Origin of the sequence: Streptomyces sp. NBC_00212, from assembly GCF_045206365.1 — a bacterium.
Lineage (GTDB): Bacteria > Actinomycetota > Actinomycetes > Streptomycetales > Streptomycetaceae > Streptomyces.
This window is the reverse complement of the sequence record NZ_CP108117.1, coordinates 33788-54706: the sequence shown is the minus strand read 5'-3', so window position 1 is coordinate 54706 and position 20919 is coordinate 33788. Positions and strand designations below refer to the sequence as shown.

20 protein-coding genes are annotated in these 20919 nt (G+C 71.0%); 17 read left to right on the top strand and 3 right to left on the bottom strand.

Features of this window, described 5'->3' with window-relative positions; translation table 11 throughout:
- Nucleotides 1-43: 43 nt before the first annotated feature.
- The 6 genes from OHA17_RS42080 to OHA17_RS42055 all read left to right on the top strand — a co-directional run bounded on the left by OHA17_RS42080 (nt 44) and on the right by OHA17_RS42055 (nt 6028).
- Nucleotides 44-613 carry a hypothetical protein gene (locus OHA17_RS42080; RefSeq protein WP_331718694.1) on the top strand — a complete coding sequence of 190 codons (570 nt, stop codon included), beginning with the start codon at nt 44-46 and terminating at the stop codon, nt 611-613.
- Nucleotides 614-756: 143 nt separating this feature from the next.
- Nucleotides 757-1245 (top strand): hypothetical protein, encoded by a 489-nt coding sequence (locus OHA17_RS42075; RefSeq protein ID WP_331718693.1) that lies wholly within the window; start codon nt 757-759, stop codon nt 1243-1245.
- A 206-nt stretch (nt 1246-1451) separates the two neighbouring features.
- Nucleotides 1452-2141 carry a hypothetical protein gene (locus OHA17_RS42070; protein WP_331718692.1) on the top strand — a complete coding sequence of 230 codons (690 nt, stop codon included), beginning with the start codon at nt 1452-1454 and terminating at the stop codon, nt 2139-2141.
- 94 nt (nt 2142-2235) lie between these two features.
- A complete protein-coding gene (locus OHA17_RS42065) occupies nt 2236-3114 on the top strand; it encodes a phosphoadenosine phosphosulfate reductase family protein (protein ID WP_406511001.1) in 879 nt (292 codons plus the stop codon).
- A 153-nt stretch (nt 3115-3267) separates the two neighbouring features.
- Nucleotides 3268-3906 carry a hypothetical protein gene (locus OHA17_RS42060; RefSeq protein WP_331718690.1) on the top strand — a complete coding sequence of 213 codons (639 nt, stop codon included), beginning with the start codon at nt 3268-3270 and terminating at the stop codon, nt 3904-3906.
- A gap of 448 nt (nt 3907-4354) precedes the next feature.
- A complete protein-coding gene (locus OHA17_RS42055) occupies nt 4355-6028 on the top strand; it encodes a hypothetical protein (protein WP_406511000.1) in 1674 nt (557 codons plus the stop codon).
- Between the two features lie 622 nt (nt 6029-6650).
- Here OHA17_RS42055 and OHA17_RS42050 read toward each other — a convergent pair.
- Nucleotides 6651-7040 (bottom strand): hypothetical protein, encoded by a 390-nt coding sequence (locus OHA17_RS42050; RefSeq protein ID WP_406510999.1) that lies wholly within the window; start codon nt 7038-7040, stop codon nt 6651-6653.
- Between the two features lie 243 nt (nt 7041-7283).
- Here OHA17_RS42050 and OHA17_RS42045 point away from each other — a divergent pair, with 243 nt between their 5' ends.
- Genes OHA17_RS42045 through OHA17_RS42035 form a run of 3 tightly spaced genes read left to right on the top strand, consistent with a single transcriptional unit; the run spans nt 7284 to nt 10654 of the window.
- On the top strand, nt 7284-7727 hold the full coding sequence (locus tag OHA17_RS42045) for a plasmid mobilization protein (protein ID WP_331718687.1): 444 nt from the start codon (nt 7284-7286) through the stop codon (nt 7725-7727).
- The gene (locus OHA17_RS42040; RefSeq protein ID WP_331718686.1) at nt 7727-9493 is read left to right on the top strand and encodes a relaxase/mobilization nuclease domain-containing protein; all 1767 of its coding nucleotides are present in this window, start codon (nt 7727-7729) and stop codon (nt 9491-9493) included. Before OHA17_RS42045 ends, OHA17_RS42040 begins: the two co-directional genes overlap by 1 nt.
- A 15-nt stretch (nt 9494-9508) precedes the next feature.
- Nucleotides 9509-10654, top strand: a complete 1146-nt coding sequence (locus OHA17_RS42035) for a hypothetical protein (RefSeq protein WP_331718685.1) — start codon at nt 9509-9511, stop codon at nt 10652-10654.
- A 68-nt stretch (nt 10655-10722) separates the two neighbouring features.
- On the opposite strand, the gene OHA17_RS42030 is transcribed toward OHA17_RS42035, so the two are convergent.
- Together OHA17_RS42030 and OHA17_RS42025 are read right to left on the bottom strand one after the other, a co-directional pair.
- Nucleotides 10723-11775, bottom strand: coding sequence for a bifunctional lytic transglycosylase/C40 family peptidase (locus tag OHA17_RS42030; protein WP_331718684.1), 1053 nt, complete (start codon nt 11773-11775; stop codon nt 10723-10725).
- A complete protein-coding gene (locus tag OHA17_RS42025; RefSeq protein WP_331718683.1) occupies nt 11772-12236 on the bottom strand; it encodes a helix-turn-helix transcriptional regulator in 465 nt (154 codons plus the stop codon). The genes OHA17_RS42030 and OHA17_RS42025 overlap by 4 nt, the downstream gene beginning before the upstream one ends.
- A 129-nt stretch (nt 12237-12365) precedes the next feature.
- Here OHA17_RS42025 and OHA17_RS42020 point away from each other — a divergent pair, with 129 nt between their 5' ends.
- Genes OHA17_RS42020 through OHA17_RS41985 form a run of 8 tightly spaced genes read left to right on the top strand, consistent with a single transcriptional unit; the run spans nt 12366 to nt 20783 of the window.
- Nucleotides 12366-12851, top strand: coding sequence for a hypothetical protein (locus tag OHA17_RS42020; protein WP_406511019.1), 486 nt, complete (start codon nt 12366-12368; stop codon nt 12849-12851).
- Nucleotides 12848-13129, top strand: coding sequence for a hypothetical protein (locus tag OHA17_RS42015; RefSeq protein WP_331718767.1), 282 nt, complete (start codon nt 12848-12850; stop codon nt 13127-13129). Before OHA17_RS42020 ends, OHA17_RS42015 begins: the two co-directional genes overlap by 4 nt.
- A 2-nt stretch (nt 13130-13131) precedes the next feature.
- Nucleotides 13132-13929: a hypothetical protein gene (locus OHA17_RS42010; protein ID WP_406511018.1), complete on the top strand. Its 798-nt coding sequence runs from the start codon at nt 13132-13134 to the stop codon at nt 13927-13929.
- Nucleotides 13926-15410 (top strand): hypothetical protein, encoded by a 1485-nt coding sequence (locus OHA17_RS42005; protein ID WP_406511017.1) that lies wholly within the window; start codon nt 13926-13928, stop codon nt 15408-15410. Before OHA17_RS42010 ends, OHA17_RS42005 begins: the two co-directional genes overlap by 4 nt.
- Complete coding sequence (locus OHA17_RS42000) at nt 15407-16855, top strand: PrgI family protein (RefSeq protein ID WP_406511016.1); 1449 nt, start codon at nt 15407-15409, stop codon at nt 16853-16855. Before OHA17_RS42005 ends, OHA17_RS42000 begins: the two co-directional genes overlap by 4 nt.
- Nucleotides 16856-16865: 10 nt before the next feature.
- Entirely contained in the window at nt 16866-18455 is a 1590-nt protein-coding gene (locus OHA17_RS41995) for an ATP-binding protein (protein ID WP_331718763.1), read from the top strand.
- Nucleotides 18452-20194, top strand: coding sequence for a TraM recognition domain-containing protein (locus OHA17_RS41990; RefSeq protein WP_331718762.1), 1743 nt, complete (start codon nt 18452-18454; stop codon nt 20192-20194). The genes OHA17_RS41995 and OHA17_RS41990 overlap by 4 nt, the downstream gene beginning before the upstream one ends.
- A complete protein-coding gene (locus OHA17_RS41985; RefSeq protein WP_331718761.1) occupies nt 20184-20783 on the top strand; it encodes a DUF4913 domain-containing protein in 600 nt (199 codons plus the stop codon). The genes OHA17_RS41990 and OHA17_RS41985 overlap by 11 nt, the downstream gene beginning before the upstream one ends.
- Nucleotides 20784-20919: the final 136 nt, after the last annotated feature.

Genomic DNA, 20919 nt, shown 5'->3' with positions numbered 1-20919 from the left:
CGCCGGGCCCCACCACACCGAGAACCCTCAGCAAGGAGCCTTCATGAGCACCGCCACCCTGCCGTTCCGCATCGGAGAGCCGGACATCGAGTGCCGCTACCCCGTGATCATCGGGAAGGATCGCGTCATCGGGCGGGCCTACCGCTGGCACCGTGACTGGCTGGTCGTCACCACCGAGGGCGAGCACAACCTCCGCCGCCCGGAGACCGGGACCAAGGGCATCGACATGGCCGCCGCGTACCTCACCCAGGAGTACGCCGCCGGTCGCGTCACCGCCGTCGCTCTGGATCTGATCCGCGCCGAGGACCCGAAGCCGCTGAACGGCCCGGTGCCCCTGCTGCACCCGAGGATGCCCGCCAGCGACCGCAACATCGCGGGCGCCCGCACCGCCTTCGCCGGACTCACCGAGCACCACTGGCGGGCCGTACTGCACGGCTTCCCGGGGTCGGACAACCCCTGGTACCTCCAGTGCGAGCTGTGCGACTGGTCCGGCGTCCGCTACTGGAGCCACCACCGCGGGCGCAACGGCCAGCCGCCGAGCATCTACCGCCACGACGGCGGATGCATCGGCGCCGAGAAGGTCCGCGCCCTGATCCCCGCCTACCAGAAGTAGGCCCGCCGACCGCCGGGCCCGGACAACTCTCCGGGCCCGGCACCACCGGCCACACCAGACCGCCCGGGCGCCGGCGGGGCGGGAATCCCGCCGCCGCCCGGGTCACACCGAGGAACCTCAACCCCCCTTGGAGGGAACCCGACATGACCGTCTTCGAGCCGACCGAGCAGTCCCGCACCGCCGCCGCCCGCGCCACCGCGCTCGCGAGCCTCGCCCGCCGACGCACCCTCTTCGCCTCCGCCTGGAACGGCCGCGCGCTGCACGTACTCGCCGACCTGCTCGACACCGCGGCCCTCTCCTTCTACGAGGAAGCCCCGGCCGCCGACGGAATCCCGACCGACGCCGACCTTGCCCTTGCCGCCGCCGAGGTCGTGGCCATCCAGACCCCGGGCACCGGCTTCCCCGCCCAGCTCGCGCAGTACGTCACCCACGCCGTGACCGGCCGCCCGCTCGTGGTCGGCCGCGAAGGCGACGACCTCACCGCCGACGATGCCCGGCTCGTTGCCGCGCTGGAGGCTCTGCACGGCCACCTCACCGCGGCGGCCACGGAGGAAGCCGCGCAGGCCTTGCTGGAAGCGGTGTTTGCGCTGCACGACAAGCGCGCCGACCTCGCCCAGCTCGCCCGCGGCTGACCCCGACCGGCGCCACGTCTCCCGCACGGGCCCGCCTTCCGGGGTGGGCCCGCGCGCGCGGCCCTGAACTGCGGATTCGCCAGGGGAGGGGAGTTGACCCACACCCAAAAACTTGAGAGTATTAGTTACGCTGGAAGGGGCGGGAATCCCGACCGGCACCGGCCCCCGGGCCACACCGAGAACGCTCAACGGACGAAGGGCACGCCATGACTATCAGTACGCCGCGACTCGACAGCCTCGCGACCGACGGGACCAATGAGGACTTCGACGGCATCCGTCTCGCCGACGGGCACGTGCTCACCCTCAAGGTCGGCCCCGGCGCCGAGACAGCGGAGGTCTTTCTGTTCCCGGGCCTGACCGCCCCCGACACGGAGGCGTGGGAGAGCGAGGACCAGTGGGAGGTGTGGCTGACCGGGGGCGAGTTCGGCGACGGCTCGCTGTACCTGGACGTGCCGGTCGAGGCCGTGCGCGCCCTGATCGTCCAGCACGGCGGCGAGCACGAGAACCAGGAAGCCGAGCAGGTGGCTCCGAAGGACCTGGACCAGGAGCTGCTCGCCGAGATGGCCGACCTGCGGGGCCGGTTCGAGGACGGATACACCCCAGAAGACATCCGGACCATCTTCTACCGCATCTACGACACGGCAGGGATCTACCTGGTCTGCGTGTGGGACTACGCGGACGAGTACGGCTTCGGCGGCAACTCCCAGTTCTACGCCGAGGACCAGGACGGAGTCTTCTTCGAGGTGCAGCCCGGCATCCATCGGTGGCTCAGCGGCCAGCAGGACACGCCCGGCGAGCTGTGCACCTGGGTATGCGCACGCGTCACCGAGGCGACCGACTTCCCGGCCAGCGACGACTTCCACAACTACGCCCGGGTCGACCGGACGGGCGACTGACCGGTCAGACCGGCCGGGGGAGCGGGGCGGGAATCCCGCTCCCCCGGCCGGGACCTGGCACGACCACACCGAACACCTCAACCAGGAGACGACCGTGACGAAGAAGCCCCTCACCCCGCCGTGCGCCGCCGGGTGCGCCGCCGCCCAGATGGAACTGTTCGCCGCGCCGGCCGTCGCGTCGGCCGTGCCCGCGCAGTCCGCCGAGTTCGACTTCGACGCCCACGACGTCGTGGTCGTCGGCGACAGCGGCGGCAAGGACAGCGGGGGCACGGTGCACGAGGTCTGCACCCGGGCCGACAAGGCGGGCCAGCTCCACAAGGTCCGCATCCTGCACTGCGACCTCGGGACCACCGAGCGCGGCCACCTGGTCGAGTGGCCCGGTGCGCTCGAAGTCGCCCGCTCCCACGCCGAGCAGTACGGCGTCCCGTTCGCCGTGCGCCGGAGCAAGCTGTGGGGCTCGCTGTGGGAGCGGATTCGGGACCACGGCCGCTGGCCGGGCCACTTCGCGCGCTACTGCACGAGCGATACCAAGACCGCGGTCGGCCGCGACTACGTGGACGAGGTCGGCGCCGAGCTGCGGCTCGGGCGTCCGGTCCGCGCCGGGTACGCGATGGGTATGCGCGCCGAGGAGTCGAGGGCCCGCGCCAAGAAGCCGATTCTGGAGCGCAACCGCATGAGCGGCAAGGGCACGCTGCGCGTCGTGACGACGTGGCTGCCGGTCCACCGGCTCAGCACCGAGCAGGTGTGGGAGCTGCACCGGGAGAACGGCATCGAGCACCACGAGGCCTACGACCAGGGCATGCGGCGCCTGAGCTGCCGAGCCTGCCCCCTCGCGCACACCGACGACCTCGTGCGCAGTGCGCAGCTCAACCCGGAGTTGTTCGAGGAGTACGCCGAGGCCGAGACCGACATGGGCTACCAGTTCAAGCCGTCCATCAGCCTGCGCGAGATCATCGAGCGCGCCCGGAGCTGACCGCCCCGGAGCCGGACATCGAGCGGCCCGGCGGGGCGCAAAAGCGTGGGAATCCCGCCGGGCCGTGCGGTCCGGCCACCGAGGGCCCTCAACAGACCCACAACCGAACCAGTCACCATCGTATCCACGACCGACACCACCAGGAGCACACCCGTGAAGACCGTCGACGGCCGCCCGTGGGCGAACCGCGAGGACCTGATCGAGCACAGCGGCTACAGCCGCGCCACCCTCGGTGCCCTGTGGCGCGACCGCCGGACCAACGGCCACCCCGCCGCCCACGACATCGACGGCGTCATGCACTGGGACGTCCAGGTGTGGGACGCCTGGTTCACCGAGCACTGCAAGCGGCCCCGCGACCTGTCCCGCGTCGACCGCACCGGCGACCCGGACGAGCCGCTCCCGCCGGCGGGGCAGGCGCGCGTCCTCGGCGTCGACCCGGCCCGGATCACCCAGTACACGAAGAACCCGCCGCCGGAGTGGCCGGACCCGGTCCACACCGAGCAACTGACCACCCGCACCCGCGAGTACCGCACCCGGGCCCAGCTCTGGGCATGGGTAGACAACCCGGTCGGCGGGTTCGGCACCAAAGGCGGCCGCCCCTCCGGCCCCGACCCCAAGAAGCACGAGGCGAAGGCGCCCGACCCGCGCGTCCAGCTGGCCGCCGAGGCGCTGGCTGCGCTGCCCGGCCGGAAGGCTGGCGAGGTGGCCGCAGCCCTCGCCGAGCAGCACGGCCAATCCGTCGACACCTGGAAGCGGCTCATCACCCAGGCCCGCAAGCTGAACCAGCAGTAGGCACCCCGCCCGACAACGGCCAGTGCGCCCCCGGGGCACGGGGGTGCACTGGCCGTCGCCGTACCCGCCGCCGATCCGCCCTGACGCTCAATCCCACCTCTTAAGAGGTGAGTTCGTGGCGCGGCCGGTCGACGCGCACCGGTCCAGACAGCGGGGGCTCCGCCCCCACACCCCCGGCCCTACTCGGAGGGGGAGGGGGAGCGCAGTGAACTGCGGGCTGGTGGGGGTGATCGGTGGGTGGGGTCGGGGGGCTTCCGCCGGAGGGGTGGCGAGCGGCGTCTGAAACTCCCTCAAAAACGCTTCTGGCCAGGGATTTTGTGGCGTATGGGGGTTGACCCACACCATAAAACTTGAGAGTATTAGTTACGTCGGAAGGGGCGGGAATCCCGACCGGCACCGGCCCCCGGGCCACACCGAGAACCCTCAACGACACCAAGGACGTGGCCCCATGGGAGTTACCCATGCCCCCGCCGGCGGGATGCTGAGCCTTCTTCGCCCCGCGACGACCGCCAGCGCCGACTTCGCCGCCGACGCCGCCAAGCAGGAAGCCGCCGACGCCGCCGCCCTCTCCGCGACCGCCGGACACCCCGCACTGACCGAGTGCCAGACGACCGCCGCCCTGCTCACCGAGTACGCCGACCTGAACCCCGGCGAGCAGGCCGAGGAGTGGGCATTCAACGCCGTCGAGCGCATCGCCGAGTGCGCGTACGCGGTGAACGAGGGCTATGACGAGCGCGTCGAGGAACTCGCCCGCGAGGCTCGCGGCGAGCGCGCCGCCGTCGCCCTGGGGCGGTTCGAGTCCCAGGGCCCGGTCACCGCCGAGCGGCTTGCCGCGCTGGACGACGAGACCCGCCGACTCCTGGAGTGGTACGCGGCGCCGTTCCCGATCGAGTGGCTGTTCGCGCCGGAGCGCGACACCTTCGGCCGCATCCTCCGCAAGCGCGTGGTCGTCCTCTTCCACGGTCCCGGTGGCCTCTCCCTCGGTCTGCGCGACATCCTCGGTGCGGACGTCGACATCATCGGAATCGACCTGGACGGCGGCGCCGTGGCTACCGCCGTCGCCGCCGGGCTGCGCGTCATCCACGCGGACGTGACCGCGCTGGACCCGGAGTCCCCGGCGCTCCAGTTCGTCAGCATCATTGCCCTCACCCCGCCGTGCCAGGCGTTCACCCCGAGCGGGCTCGGCAAGGGCCGCTACGACGCCGCCATCGACACCATCTGCCGCGTCATCTGGGAGGCGGGCGCCGCCGCCGGGTTCCTGCCCTGGGAGCACTCGGAGAGCGGCTACGCGCCCCGCTCCGGCGACACTTGGGACGAGGTCCGCGCGCCGCTCGCGGAGCTGGAGGACGTGCGCGCCGGGCTGATGGCGGAGGTCATCATCTGGCCGCTGGGGATGCTCGCGCGGCTCGGCAGCAACCTCCTGGAGTGCGTCATGGTCGAGCAGTCGAGCGCACTGCCCAAACAGATCGAGGAGGCACTGTTCGGCGAGCTGACGCAGGCCGGTTGGCACACCACGGAGGCGTGGACGCTGGACGCCGTCGACTACGGAGCCTCCCACCGCAAGCGCCGGTTCATGACCGCCCACCGCGGTGCCGAGACGCCATTCGTGGACGTCGTCCCGGCCGCCCCGATCCCGGCCCCGACCTTCGCGCAGGTCGTAGGCTGGCCCACCGGTCGGACCTACCTGACGCGCGGTCACCGGCCCGTCGACCCCGCCACCGGTAGGGCCAAGGGTGGCGGCTCGCGCAGCGCCGACCTCCCGTCGACCTGCGTCACCGCGACCGTGTACGGGTGGGCCGACTCTGAGACCGGCGAGACCATCAGCCAGTCCGACATCGGCCGCCTCGTCGGCTTCCCCGCCGACTACCCCTGGAGGTACATCAAGACGCGGCGCGACGACCGAGGTGTGCGCAAGCTCGCCCAGCTACCAGCAGACGCGGTTTGCCCGATGGTGTCTGCCGCGATCTTCGGCCGCATCCTCGGAGACGCCCGCTGGGAGGACAAGGTCCGTGCGTACGTGCACGAGCTGTACGGCATCGACACGGGGGCGACGGTTGCTGCCGAGCCTGAGCAGTTGAACCTCTTCGCCGAGGAACCCGCGCCGACCGCGACGGCGGCATAAGAGCGTCCACCCCGCAACACCAAAGCCCCGGCGGGCCGTTGGAACACGGCGGTCCGCCGGGGCTGTCCTGTCCCCGTCGGCTACTCGCCCCGGCGGCACCGGAACGGAGTGGCCGGCGAAGGAATTGAAGCGGCTCCACGGTCAGGCGGATGCGGGACGGGATGATCGTGCGGGCGACCTGTGAGGTCCTGCCGTAGCAGCGGGATTGCCCCGCACCCGAACCCTGCTGCCCGCGCCACCCCCGTCGCGGGCAGCGGCCGGAAGCGGGTGGACCGGAACCTGTCCGTGAGGGTTCCGGGGCACCGCTGTGTGTTCCAGTTTTCTGGAATGCTCCACCCCCTCCAGTCGCACTCGCGAGACGGCCCGAACCGCCCGCCGGACCCCGGGGCGCCGACCCTTTTTCCTTCCTCCCCGTGAAGGCCTTCCCCAGGTCGGGGGACGGAGTGTCAAGGTGGAGCGCCCGCACCGCAGGCGCGTCGGGAGGAACGAGCGACGCGGCGAGGAGCGGACGTACGACCTTGACGCGGAGGAGCCCGGCCGGACACTGGAGAGGCCGGGGAGGGATGCGTGCACAACGCGAAGGGCCCCGCGCAGCGGGGCCCATTCTCTGTGTTCGTCGTGGTCAGCCGGAGGTACTTCCGGCGGTCGCCGGGGCGGTCCCTCCGGCACCTTCCTGCCCGGGGATCGTAGTCGCGGGCGAGGCCTCCGGAGACTCTGTTGCGGGGGTGCTCGGCGTCCCGCTCGGCGTCTCCTTCTTCGCCAACCGTCGCGACGTTCGTCGCCCCTTCGGACGCTTCGCCGGTTCCTCGGCGCCGATGGCCGTCAGCTCCTCCGCGGTCCATCCCGCCGTCTCCGCGGCGACGAACGCCTCGGCGTACGGCGCGTCCAGTTCCGCCAACTGACGCTGGAGGTCCGCGCGCTTCCCCAGGATGTCCGCCAGCGGCTCGAAGGCCTTCTCGCGGGCCGCCTGGGCTTCCCTCATCTTCTGCATGAAGTCGTGTGAACTCGCCATGCCGTGATCGTACTGGTACGGCACGGACGGCGGCTGCGGGGGCATGCTCATCACCGCAGGCCGTGGGGGTTTTTGACGGGTTGCCACGTGCACCGTGTGCGCTTCCGGATGGCCTCAGCCACCGGAAGCGAGTTAGTGCAAACTGGGCCCAGTTTGCGTGATCACCGGCTTTAGGCCCACTACTGTGGGCGGCCGGTGATCTTTGGTCCGAGGACGGACCGGGGGGTTGGAAAGGGGGCTGCCGTGGCAGAGCCATCAGCAGCGGACGGCCGACGCCGTGTCTCCGAGCGCAGCACGCGATACCGCGAGCGCGAGGCCGATGGCCGCCGCGATAACCGCCTCAAAGTCTCCTACACCGACACCGAGCTGACGATCGTCCGTGAGGCCGCCGACCGCGACAACCAGGCCCTCGCCGCGTGGGTCGGCGACGCCGCGCTGAACGTGGCGAAGGAGAAGGTCGTTCCCGTCTCGGTCGACGCCCGCGACCTCATTGCCGAACTCATCCAGGCGCGCAATCAGGCCTCACGCCTCGGCAACAACGTCAACCAGATCGCGAAGGCCCTGAATGCCGACGGTACGGTGACCGGTGCCCAGCTCGCGGCCACCTTGGACGCGATTCTCAAGAGCGTGCGACGCATGGACGAGGCGACGCTCCAGGTGATGCGCGAACGGCGTCTGCGCTCGTGATGCCGAAGAAGGCCCGGGACGGTACCGACACCAAGGGACTGCTGGACTACCTGTACGGCCCGGGCAAGCGCGACGAGCACACCAACCCGCACATGGTGGCGTCGTGGGACGACCCTTTTGTCGAGGACCCGGCACGTTCGCCGGACATGACGATCGCCGACCTGGCGCTCATCCTGGACGCCCCGGTACACGCCCTGCTCGGCAAGCGACCGGCCAAGCACGTGTACCACGTCGCGGTCCGCAACGCGCCCGAGGACCGACTCCTGACGGACGAAGAATGGGCACGGGTTGCCCGCGAGATGATGCACGCCTCCGGCATCGCCAAGCACGGCGACGACCAGGCCTGCCGGTGGGTCGCGATCCGTCACGCGGACGACCACATCCACATCGTTGCGACGCAGGCCCGGCAGGACGGTCGGCAGCCGCGGCTGCGGCAGGACATCCCCAACATGCACATGGCCGCGAGGAACTTCGAGGTCGAGTTCGGGCTACGCCGGTTGAAGCACGGCGACAAGACCGCGAGGAAGTGGCCGAAGACGGGCGAGCAGGAAAAGGCGGTCCGTCGCGGACTGGCGGAGCCAGTTCGCGAGACGCTCCAGCGGACGGTCCGCCAGGCCGCCGCCGCCGCTACGGGTGAAGACGACTTCTTCGCCCGGCTCACCGCGGCCGGGCTCCGGGTGAACAAGCGCGTCGCCCCGGACGGGAACATCACCGGGTACTCCGTCGCGATGCCCGGCGACCGCGACGTCGGACAGCGCGCGGTCTTCTTCCCTGGCGCCCGGCTCGCCTCCGATCTGTCCCTGCCGCGCGTCCGGGAGCGCTGGACGACACCGGTGTCCGTGCCGACGGTCGCGCCGGCGGAGATGTGGCAGGAGGCGGAGCGGCGCGTGCGCGCGGCCGCCGACCAGCTCGGTGCGGGCGGACTGCATCAGGGCGCCGGAGATGTCGCCGCGCTCGGCGACCTCATCGTCATCGCCGCGGTCATCTCGCCGCGCATGGTGCGCGACCGGCTGAGGGACGCGGCGTACGAGTTCGAGCGCGCGTCGCGCGTCCCCGGCGACCGCATCCTGGAGGGGCAGGCGCGCACCTTGTACCGGGAATCGACCCAGTTGCTGTCCCAGTCGGCGGCGGCCGCCGGACGCAGCGACACGGTTGCCGCGCTCGGGTTCCTGCTCGCCCTGGTCACTGCGATCGAGGCCTCCCGCAAGTGGCACCAGGCGCAGGAGCACCGAGCCCAGGCGGAGGCCTCCGGACGGGCCGGTCGACTGCTGCGGGAGGCGGTCGAGGTGACCGCCGGCGCGCGGGCGGCACGCGACTACCGACCCCGCCCGAAGCGCACCGCGCCCCGGACCCCGGGAGCCCGCCGGACGGCAGCGATCTCAGGGGATCGGCCGATGGCGGGCGTGCTCCAGGAGGCGGTACCCGGACACGCACGTGCCGTGCTCGCAGACCCGGCGTGGCCCGCACTGCGCACCCGACTGGCAGCCGTCGAGAAAGCGGGGGAAGACCCGGCCGATGTCTTGGCCGCAGTGGCCGCCCAACGGGAGTTGGGCTCAGCGGACTCGGTCGCCGAAGTGCTTGCATGGCGACTGGACGGGTGGCAGCGTCAGCGCGGTGCGACGGTGGCCGCCACCGGCAAGAGCCCGTCGCCGACGTCCACGGGCGGCACCGGACGCACCGGCACGCCGCGTAAGACGGGGGTGCCCGGACCGACACGTCGGCCGCCGGGTGACGAGCAGGGCAAGGGCCCGAGACGGGCTCGGTAACGAGGGGAGTGGGACATGGCAGCACCGATGCCAGAGGACCGGGCAGGCGAGGCATTTGCGGAGGCCGCGGCCGAGGCGGTGCAGACCTCTGTCATGGCGTTCCGTCTGGTGATGGCCATCGCGGACGCGGTACGTCGCCAGCAGCAGAAGAAGGCTGGGAAGGAGGACGAACTCCCGGACGCCGAGAAGTCGGCGGCGGAGGCCTCCGAGGAGGTGAAGAAGCTCCTGCCGTCGGACATCAGCGCGGCTCTGCTGGAGGGCGCGGACTGGCCTCAGCTTGCCCAGCAGTTGATGGCGTTGAAGCGTGCCGGAGTCGACCTGGAGACGATGCTCCCGCGCGTCGGCGAGATCGTCGTGACGGTGCGGGACCAGGTCGCGGCGAACGCCGAGCGGGTGGCGCGCGAGGGTACGGAGGAGTGGGCGAAAGCCCTGCGCGAGACGCTGCCGGCAGGACCGGTGCGCGAGGCGATTCTGTCGTCCCCGGCGTGGCCGGAGATGGCCGCGACGATGTCGAAGTTGGACGCGCGCGGAGTCGACGTGCGAGCGATCCTCGCGGCAGCGAACGAGGAGGGTGTCGGCGTCGACCGGGCGGTCGCGAAGGTGCTCGCGGCGGCGGAGGTGCCGACCACGAGCCGGGACGCGAAGCTGTCGTACGGGCCGATGACGACCGGGCTGGACATCCCCAAGGATCTCGACCTGGGCGACCGTGAGCGGGCCCTTCGGCAGTTGGCCATCGCGCCGTCGGAGAACCAGCGGTTCGCGCGCATGGTGCGCGAGGCGGTACCCGGTCTGGAGCGGGAGGCGGATTTGGGTGTGGCGGACCATTATTGGCCCTTGGTCGCCGCGCGGATGGCGGACATGGAGAGCCGGGGCGAGCCGGTGGCCGAGTATCTGGCCCGGCTGTCGAAGGACACTTCCTGGCAGGAGGGTCCGCCGTCGAAGATGGGGCGGCGGATGGTCAAGGCCGCCGTCGATGCGCTGCGCACGCCTCCCGGTGCGCCGGCGGAGTCCGGGGTGCGGGTGAACACCGCGGCGGCTCGGTCGACGTCGCCGAGCGTGGGCCCTACTAAGGCGGCCGGGAAGGGCGCGGCACCGGCTACGCCGGGGGTGGCCGCGCACCGGGAGGCCGGGCCCGTCGCGAAGGGCGGCAAGACCCGGTAGAACCACGCCTGACACACGTGTGCCGCAGACCGGAGGAAGGTCTGCGGCACACGTGTCTCGGGGGATGGTCAGGGGCGGGTGGCGCCGTAGTAGTCGCGCTCCGGCATGGCCGCCGTCAGAGCGGCCACCTCTACATTGCGGCCAGTGCGCGGCGCCGACACGACGTTGCCATCACCCGCGTAAATGGCCACGTGGTAGATGGATCCGCCGTGGGCCCAGAACAGCAGGTCGCCGGGCTTCAGGTCGCTGCGCGAGACTGGGTGGTTGGAGGTGGCGCCGTACTGGTCGGCGGCGGTGCGCGGCAGTTTGAGGGAGGGCCAGTAGGAGTACTGCACCAGGCTGCTGCAATCGAAGCCGACGGTGACGGAGGCGGAGCAGTTGCCGTGCAGGTAGCCGTTGGTGCCGTCGCAGAAGCCGGTTGAGGGGCCGTCGGGGCCGCCGCCGCCCCAGGCGTAGGGGGTGCCGATGCGGGTGACCGCGCGGCGTACGGCGTCGGGGCCGGAGCCGGATCCGGTGACCTGGAGGACGCCGGGGCCGGAGAACCGGGCGATGTTGGCGAGGATGTCTTTGACGTAGCCCTGGGTCTCGGGGAAGTTCGGGATGCCGGGGGGGTGGGCACCGGTGACGGCGCCCCAGCCCGCGTTGTATCCGGCGAGGGCGAGCCCGCGGACGTCGCCGGGGATGCCGGAGGCCTTGGCCGTGCCGAGCAGGCTGCACATGTACCGGGCCTGGGCCATGACCGCATCGCCTATGTCCCAGGGCGAGGAGACGCCGTTGCCGTCCGCGTCGCGGCCCCAGGTGGCCCAGGTGCCGGGGATGAATTGTGCGGGTCCTTCGGCGCCGGCGCCGCTGCGGGCCTGGCGGTCGGTGCGGAAGTGGCTTTCCTCGTTGAGCTGGGCAGCCAGCAGGCCCGGCGATAACTCGCGGTGGGTGCATTCGGCCGATGCTTTGAGGATCCATGGCCGAAATTCGGCGGGTACGCCGCGGAGTCCGCCGCCGCCGTCGGCGGATATCTGGGTTGCCTGTGCGTTAGCGACGACGACGACGCCGACGACGAGCGCCATGACGGTCGCGACGCACAGGGCGAAGACGGCCATGGCGATTTTCACCAGCGTGCTCAAGTGCGTTCCCCCCGCGGTGATGTGGTGCGCCGCGGCGTTTCGGCGGCGGCTTCCCGGCGTACTAGATCACGGGATACCTGGTGTGCGCGCCTCCATTGAGGGAGGGTCAGGGCGTAGCCGACGGCCCAGTCCAGGGCCAGCTGGACGTGGCCACCGCGCTCGACCCGGCAGACCGTCTGCCAGGAGACGCCGATGCGTGCGGCCATCTCCTTCTGGGTGAGGTCCAGGGCGCGGCGGATGTCGGCGAGCGAGGCGTCCTCGGTGATGGGGCACTGGAGGTCGCGCAGGGGCACGCCCAGCGCTTTGGCCAGGGCCCGGGCCACGCGGGTGCGGGGCTGGCGAACGCCTCGCTCGGCGGAGTGCACCGTGTTGGGCGCAAGGTTCGCGGCTGCGGCCAGGGCCCTGATGGAGAGGCCGGATGCGAGGCGCAGGGCGCGGAACCGCGCACCGTCGAACAGCATCCTGAGAGCCCTCCCCGTGGCGCGAAAAACGTAAGCAGCTTTGCTGCGCAAATCACGCTAGCCTCTGGAGTCCCAGATTCCCAAGCAGGATCTGGGACGCAAAAACAGGCAAACGGGGGGGAGTTGGGTGTGAGCACTCAGGCGGTGGCATCAATTCCGGGAAACGGTGCCCCCATTGGGCTGCGGTACGCGCTGATTCCCGTGCACGGATACGGCATTGCGGTGGCGACCGTGGTGCACATGCTCGACGGTGAGGGGGGCGGCGCCCAGGCCCGCATTCTCCAGTCCAACGAGCCGGTGCCCTATGGGGCACTGCCGGTGCTGCTTGCCGAGACCACGGTGTACGGGGCGGTGTGCGTGGAGGCCATGCTGCGCGGCTGGAACAGCCAGCTGCCCCGGCCGTGGCTGGTGTGGGTGGCCGATGCCCCGGCCCGGCCGGTACCGGAAGCCCGCTATCGCATCCGGGCCTTGCAGGCGCAGTTGGCCGGGGTGGCCACGGTGCCCTACCTGCCGGTGCTGCGCACCGTCGAGGACGCCGCGCAGGCCCTGGAGTACAAGGACGTGAAGTCCGCCGGCGACACGCTGCGGCGGCAGATGGAAGGGAACAGCAAGTGAGTAACTGGACGCTGGCTGACGGGCTCCTCCCGGCGGCGAAGCCCAAGAAGATCCCGGGCCTGGACAACACGGTCTCCACCTTGTTCGGCTACGGGCTGTGGCTCCTGTTGCTGGCCGGCGCCTGCGCTGTTGGTTTCGGGGTCTACAAGCTCGCCATGTCGGACAAGTCGAGGAACGGCGGCGGCAGCGAGCCCTTCAAGTGGATGGGAGGGGGGATCGCGGCCTGCCTGTTGTCGGGCTCGCTGATCACCATCATCAACGGGATTGTGGGGAGCTAGTCGTGGCACGCAGGGGGTCGATGAACACCAAGGGCGTGTGGGCTGCGGGCGGAGTCGCCGTGGCCGTGCTCGCGCTGACCGCGGTGGCCATGTTCAACGGGAGTGACGAGGGGGACGGCTCGGCGGCCGGGAAGGGAACGTCGGCGAGTGCGGGCAGCTCGGCCGCACCGTCGGCCACCTACACGCTGCCCGCCGACTGGACCGAGCCAGCGAAATGGGCTGCGCTGCCGCGGGGGCAGCGCACCGACAAGTGGGGCAGCCAGGTCGGTTTCCCGCACACGACCGAGGGCGCCATGGGTATGGCTCTGGCGGCCAACACCACCGCGGTACAGGCCGGAGGCCACAGCGGGGTGGACGAGCGGCTGCGCACCTACAACTCCTACATCGCGGCGGCCGATCACACCTCCGATGGCGCCAAGGCGGTGGAGCTGGGCGGCCTCGACGTTGACAAGCAGTTCCATCAGCAGGCGGGTGTGAGTCCTGAGCAGGCGCTGCCGTCCGGCGCGTACCTGCGGAACACCGTGGTCGGCTACAAGGTGATCAAGGCCGCGCCGGACGAGGTCAGTGCCTGGCTGCTGGCCCGCGTCGCGACGAAGACGGGGGAGACGGCGAAGGAGTCGGTCGACTACACCCGCACCCTGGTTGCCGCGCGCTGGGAGGCGGGCGACTGGAAGGAGTCGGTGGCGGCGACTGCGCAGGCGCAGCAGCAGGTCCAGAGCCAGACGCCGCCGGACACTGTCGCGCCCGGAGATGCCGCGTTCAATGAGGCCGGGTGGACGGCGATCCGGGAGGCATCGTGAAACGCCGGATCGCGTCCCTCCTCCTTGCCGTGGTGGCGGTCCTCGGGATAGCGGTGGCCGCGCCGGCACCGGCGGCCGCGGACGGTCCTGGCGTCATCGGCAAGGGCGTTGAGCTCCAGTGCAAGATCTCCACCGGCTCGCTCGGGGACCTCCTGAAGGCGACCGGGGTGATCGACAAGGATCTGTGCCACACCGTCGGCACGCAGGTGGCGAAGCAGGTCAAGAAGGCCTGGAAGGCCGTGTGGGACTCCGTTCTGGGCGACGTCATCAACTCGGGCGCGGACTTCGCCAGGGGCATGATCAAGAAGACGTTGACGGTGGCTCTGATGGGGCCATCGCTGGATCTGGGAGCCACCGGTCTGTGGAGCGGGAAGGCGACGCTCGCGGGGATGCTGACCTGGCTCGGCCTGGTCATCGCGACCTTTGGGCTGATGTGGCAGATCGGGAAGATGGCCGTCACCGGGCAGCTCAAGTACGCCGGGCAGGCAGCCAGCGGCTGGGTGCAGAACGTGCTCATCTCTGCGCTCGGCGTCGGCATCGTCGCCCTGCTGCTGTCCGCCGGGGACGCCATGACCAAGGGCCTGGTGAACGCGACCTTCGATGACGACGGGAAGGCTCTGGAGCGCATCGTGGCGGTCCTGATCCCCGCCGGTATCGCCAACCCCATCACGCTGATGAGCGCGGTCGGCATCATGCTGCTGATCGGCGCCGTCCAGCTGGTCATGGTTTTTCTCAGGCAGAGCGCCATTCCCATCCAGTGCCTGCTCCTGCCGGTCGCGGGGGCCGGGCGGGTGGGCGGCGATGCCACCCGCCAGTGGGCCCCGAAGCTGATCACGTCGATCTGCATGGTGATCTGCTACAAGCCGATGCTCGCGATCATCATTTGCACGGGCTTTTCGGAGTTCGGGCAGGCCAAGACGGTGGTCGAGTGGCTGCGCGGCTGCGCCACGCTGGTACTCGCGGTGCTGGCCCCCGGCCCGCTGATGAAGATTTTCGCGCCGTTCGGCGAGGCTGTGGGCGGCGGAATGGCCGGCGGCGGCGCCATCGGTGCGCTCGGCGGCGCCGTCGGTTACCTGGGCAGCAAGGCCTCAGAGGCGTCTGAAGAGACGGGCTCGGGTGGTTCCACGGACGAGCCGACCAGTGCGGTGCAGCACGCCCAGATGGTCTCCCAGACGATGGGCAAGCAGGAAGGCGGCGAGGGCGGGGACAGCGGCCGTGGACAGGATGTGCAGGCGCACGCCTCCCGTACGGACGCGAGCGGCGCGCAGGCGGCCGAGATTCCTGCTCAGGCCGGTCCCGGAGCGGCCGCCGGAACCCCTGCTTCGGCGGGCCAAGGCGCCGGAGCAGCCGGTGGAGGCGCCGCCGCGGGTGCGGCTGGTGCGGCCGCCGGGGTCGGGATCGCCATCCAGGTCATTGACGGTGTCAACAAGGGAATTCAGAGCAGCGCCGGAGAGATCGGCAAAGGGGGTACCGGGCAGTGACGAGTCATGATGTTCCCAACGCCTTGATGGTGGACGGGTTCCGGGTCCGCCGCTCCTTCGGGTACGGCGGACTGAGCAGGACTGCGACCATCTTCGCGGCCGTGGCGCTGGTGCTGGACGGCTTCATCGCCACCAGCATGCCGATCAGTCTGGTCGTCACCCTCCCGGTGACGGCCATCGTGATCGGTCTGGCGGCCGCCCGCCGCCACGGCATGTCCGCCCTGGCCTACTACTGGGCACGCATCGCCTGGCGGCGGGCCAGCCGCGCGGAGGCGACCAACTACCGCCGGGTGCTGCTGCCCCACCCCTACGCGTTGGACCTGCCCGGCGTCGGCGCCTCCTCCACCCTCATCAAGGCCTACGACCCGACCAGCGGGCGGGGTGTCGGCATCGTCCACGACCGCACCTCGGGCTATATGACCGTCAGCACGCTGCTGTCGCCGGGCGGCAGCCTGATGGCCCCCACCACCACGGTGCAGGGCAACATGCGCAGCTGGGCGTCGGTGCTGGACGGGATGAGCACCGACGAGCAGATCAAGGGCGCCACGGTGACGATCCAGATCACGCCGGGCGCCGGCGAGGCGCTCGGCGACGACGTGGCGGTCCGCACCGATCCGGGTGCCCCGCAGCTGGCCCGCCAGGTCATCGACGAGCTGGTGCGCACGACGCCGCGCGCCACCGCCAGTGTGGCGCCGTGGATGTCGGTCACCGTCGATCCGCTTGCGACGTCCAATCCGCCCGAGGAGCTGTCCGACCAGGTCGCCGAGACGCTGCGGGTGGTCGACGGGCTCGACCTGTCCGGCACCGGCACCGACATCGGGCGCCGCGCCACCGACGTGGACCTGCGGCGGCTGGTGCGTGCCGCCTACGACCCGAGCGTTTTCAATGCCAGGGACGCGGAGTTCGAGGACCTTGAGTGGGCCGAGTGCGGGCCGCAGGCCGCCGATGACCTCCTGGAGGAGTACGTGCACGACGGTGCGGTCTCGCTGTCGTGGGTGCTCCGCGAGATGCCGCGCCGCCCCATCCCGTACAGCGTGCTGCTGCCGCTGCTCGCGCCGGGCAAGTTCCAGCGCCGCATCACGCTGGCCTACCGGGTGCTGGACCCGCTGGAGGGCGAGGCGGTGCTGGAGCGGGAGATCAGCCACGCCGAGAACACGGCCCAGACCACCAAAGAGGTCAAGGGCCGCGCCAAGTGGTCACAGCGAGCCGACGTGCAGAAGGCGCACCAGGCGGCCGCGCAGATGTCCGGCGGCCAGCAGGTCGTCGACTGGACGCTGATGGTCACCGGCACCGCCCGGCGCCCGGCCGACCTGCCCGCCATGCGCCAGGAGCTGGAGCGGGCGGTCAAGGCCACGAGGGGCATCCGGATGCGGCCCGCGTTCGGGGCCCAGGCCGCGGTGTTCGCCGCCGGGATCCCGCTGGGCTACAACCCGCTGGTGAAGTGAGGACCTGACCATGGCACGCAAGACGAAGCCGCCGAAGGTCACCACGCCCAAGGCGGTCGTCCGCACCGAGACACCGGTCCCGAGCCGCGAAGAGCGGCGCGCCGCACGGCAGTTGCAGAAGCGGTACGCGCCGCGGCTGGGCTGGGGCGGCCGGTTCAGCGGCCGGGTGCCGGTCGAGGACACCGGCACCGTCTACACCGGCCCTAGCCACCAGGCGGGCGGGGTCTACCCGTTCCTGCTCGGCTCCGGTTTGCCGCCGCGCGGCGTGCCGGTCGGGCGGGACGTCCTGACCGGTGAGCTGGTGTGCGTCGACCCGTCCGGCTGGACTGGCAAACTGACCACCAACCCGGGTGTCTGGGTCATGTCGCAGCCGGGCGCGGGCAAGAGTGCGCTGGTCAAACGCATCTGCCTGGTGTACTCGGCGTACGGCCACATGGTGTGTGTGCCGGGCGACGTCAAGGGCGAGTACTCGGAGCTGGTCGGCGAGTTGGGTGGGTCCGTGGTGCGGATCGGTGACGGCATCGGCCGGATCAATCCGCTGGACTCGGGGCCGCTGAAGGGCCGGGTGGGCACGCTGCCCGTTGAGCGACGCCAGGCGCTGCTCGATGTCCTCAACGGCCGGCGGCTGGAGACCCTGGTCGCGCTGCTGTCCACGAAGAACGGGCTGGGCCGGGCGCCGGACGAGGTCGAGCGCAGCGCGCTGGACACGGCCGTCCATGTCGCCTCGGCCGCCCAGGAGTCGGGCAGTGACCCGGTCATCGCGGACGTGGTCCGGGTGCTGCGGGCCGCTCCGGAGGAGCTGCGCAGCAAACTCGGCGCCGAGGGCGAGCGGTACCGAGACTTGACGAGGAGCGTTATCGCCGGACTCGACAACCTCATCGGCGGGCCCCTCAAGGGCCTGTTCGACGGGCAGACCACCACCCCGTTGGACATCAACGCGCCCGCGGTCAGCGTCGACATCAGCGCGCTGCGGGCCCGCGGCAACGATGTCGTGAGCGCGGGGATGATCGCGACGTGGGCGTACACCTACTCCAGCATCGACAGCGCCCGCAGCATCGGCCTGATGCACAGCAAGTTGGTGCTGCCGATGGACGAGATGTGGCGGGCCCTGCGTTCGGGGCCCGGCCTGGTCGACGCCATGGACGCGATCAGCCGCCTGAACAGGACCACGGACGACGTGACGATCTACGTCACGCACTCCCTGCTCGACGTGGAGGCGCTGCCCACCGAGATGGACCGGGCCAAGGCGAGGGGCCTGATGGACCGGTGCGACACGTGGGTGCTCGGGGCCAGCACCGAGGAGGAGCTCCGCCGGGTCACCGGCAAGCGCATGCTGACCGAGCAGGAGATCATGCTGATCTCCTCCTGGTCGTCGGCGACGTCCACCGGTCTGGACATCGAGCCCACACGCAGCGACGACGAGAGCCAGCCGGTCGAGGACGAGGGCGCCCGCCACCCGGGCCGCGGCAAGTACCTGATCAAGCTGGGCACGCGGCCCGGCATCGCGGCCGCGCTGGAGTTGACCGCGACGGAGAAGCGGCTGTACCGCACCGACGCCAACCGGCGCCGGGCCACTACCACGGGGGTGGGCACACGATGATGACGGAGAACGACCGGGCGTGGGCGGCCGGGGGCATCCTGGCCGGCGGTGTGGTGGCGCTGTCTGCCGGGGCCTGGGCCGGGGCGGCGGCCGGTGCGCTGGTGACCGGCGACGAGGTGGCGCCCGCCTCCCCGCTGACCGTCTACCGGATGGCCACCCAGTGGTCGACGGTGTGGCCGCACTCGCAGACCGCATCGGCCGTCGGCGCCACCGTGGCGGACCTGGCGGTCATCGTGTTCGTCGTATGGGGTCTGCGGTGGGCGTTCCGCTGGTTCCGCAACCCCTCCAGCCTGGCGACGCTGCACCAGGTACGCGAACTGACGCCGAAGCACGCGGCCCGGACCGCCACCCGGTTGAGGTCCTCGTTGAAGGGGACGAAGCCCGCGAAGCTCCCGGCCCGCGACCGGGGCGTGCTCCTCGGCGACCACATGCCGTCCGGCGTCGAGCTGCGCGGCAGCGACGAGGACACCTACGTCGCCATCATGGCGCCCCGCGCGGGCAAGTCGACGTCGCTGGCCATCCCGGTGGCGGAGGAAGCCCCCGGCGCCCTGCTGATGACCAGCAACAAGGCCGACGTCTACGCCGCGACGCGCGGCTCCCGCGCGCAGGTCGGGCAGACCTTCCTGTTCGACACTCAGGGCGTGGCCCAGGCCGAACGGGACGTGTGGATCGACCTGGTCGCACAGGCCGAGACGCTGGAGGGCGCCGAGCGCCTGGCCTCCCATTTCGTCAACCAGATCACCTCGGAGCAAGCCGATCCGTTCTGGTCCCAGGCAGCCGGAGACCTCCTCACCGGCCTGTTCCGGGCCGCATGGTGGGAGGGCGCCACCGTCCGCGAGGTCATGAAGTGGCTGTCCGACCCGAAGGAGAAGGCGCCGCTTCGCGTGCTCTACCAGCGCGAACCGGTGCTCGCCGAACAGGTCGACTCCTCGATCAACATCGCCGAAGAAACGCAGTCCGGCATTTACCAAAATGCCCGAACTGCCATGTCGGCGCTGCGAGATGAGAAGGTCCTCGCGTGGGTCACCCCCGACAAGAGCAGCCGCCCGCGCTTTGACCCCGAGACCTTCGCCACCAGCAAGGACACGCTGTACCTGCTGAGCAAGAAGGGCGGTCCGTCCTCGGCGCTCGTGGCCGCGGTCGCCGACGCGGTGTTCACGGCCGGTACCGAGGCGGGTGAGCGCCACGGCGGCCGCCTGCCCGAGCCGATGCGCGCCGTCCTGGACGAGGCCGCGAACATCTGCAAGATCGCGGACCTGCCCGACTTGTACTCGCACCTCGGGTCTCGGGGGATCACTCCGTTCGTGATCTTGCAGAGTTACCGCCAGGGCGTACGGGCCTGGGGCGAGGTCGGCATGGACTCGATGTGGTCGGCCGCCACCAAGAAGGTCATCGGCGTCGGGATCGACGACGCGAAATTCGCCCAGGACATCAGCTCCTTGACCGGCGCGCACTACGTCGAGCGCGGCTCGTACTCCAAGAGCAAGGACGGTGGCAGCCGCAGCTGGTCCGAGCAGCGCGAGCAGGTGCTCGACCCCGCCGAGATCCGCGCCATGAAGAAGGGGACGGCCCTGCTGATGTCCACCGGCATGCCGGTCGCGCAGATCGGTCTTCGCCCCTGGTACGCGGAGCGGGCGATGGCACACATCGGCCCGCAGATGCGCGACGAGGAGGCCGCCATCACCAAGCGTGCCGTGGGTGCCTACGAGCTGCGGAAGGCGACGCGCAGTGGCCGATGAGCACGATGACGTCCCGGAGCTGGACGTGCCGGTCGGCATGTTCGAGGACATCGAAGACCTCAAGGCCCAACTCGCGAGCCTGACGGCCCTGGTCAAGAAGCTCACCGGGGGCGAGGACGCCGAGCCGGGCGAGGCCTCCGCCGAGGCGGAGGAGACGGCCGGCGGGGAGGCCGCCGCCGAGGAGGAGGATGCGGAAGAGGAGTGGCAGTACCCGCCGTTCATCCTGCTGCTCGATCCCCCGGAGTACGACGACGAGCTGCGGGCGCTGATCGAGTGGGTCGAGGGAGTGCTCGTACCCGGCTACCTCGCCGAGCCGTCGCCCGATGCCCGGTGGTGCCACCTGTGGTGGGAGCACCCCGTGGCCATCGCCCGCCTGCACGCGGTGTGGCTGGCCTGGCAGGAGCTGACGGACCCGGCCTCCTGCGGCTACACCGGACCCTCGGTGTGGCACCGCGACCACATGGACCCCGCCCTCCGGGAGCTGCGCGGGTCCACCGGCCCGTTCGCGGGCTGCACCAAGGGCGAGCACCAGATCGACCATCGTCTCCCCGGGCTGGTACCCAGCGCCTGGAGTCACGCCGAGGACTGACGCAGGGCCGACGAACGCGGGGGCCGCCGGGATGACCCGGCGGCCTTGAGGTCCTGGCGCAGATGCTGACCATGGCCGAGTAGGCGACGCGATGCGGCCCGCTGTGCTACTCGCTGAGCTGGGCGAGGGCGGTGTA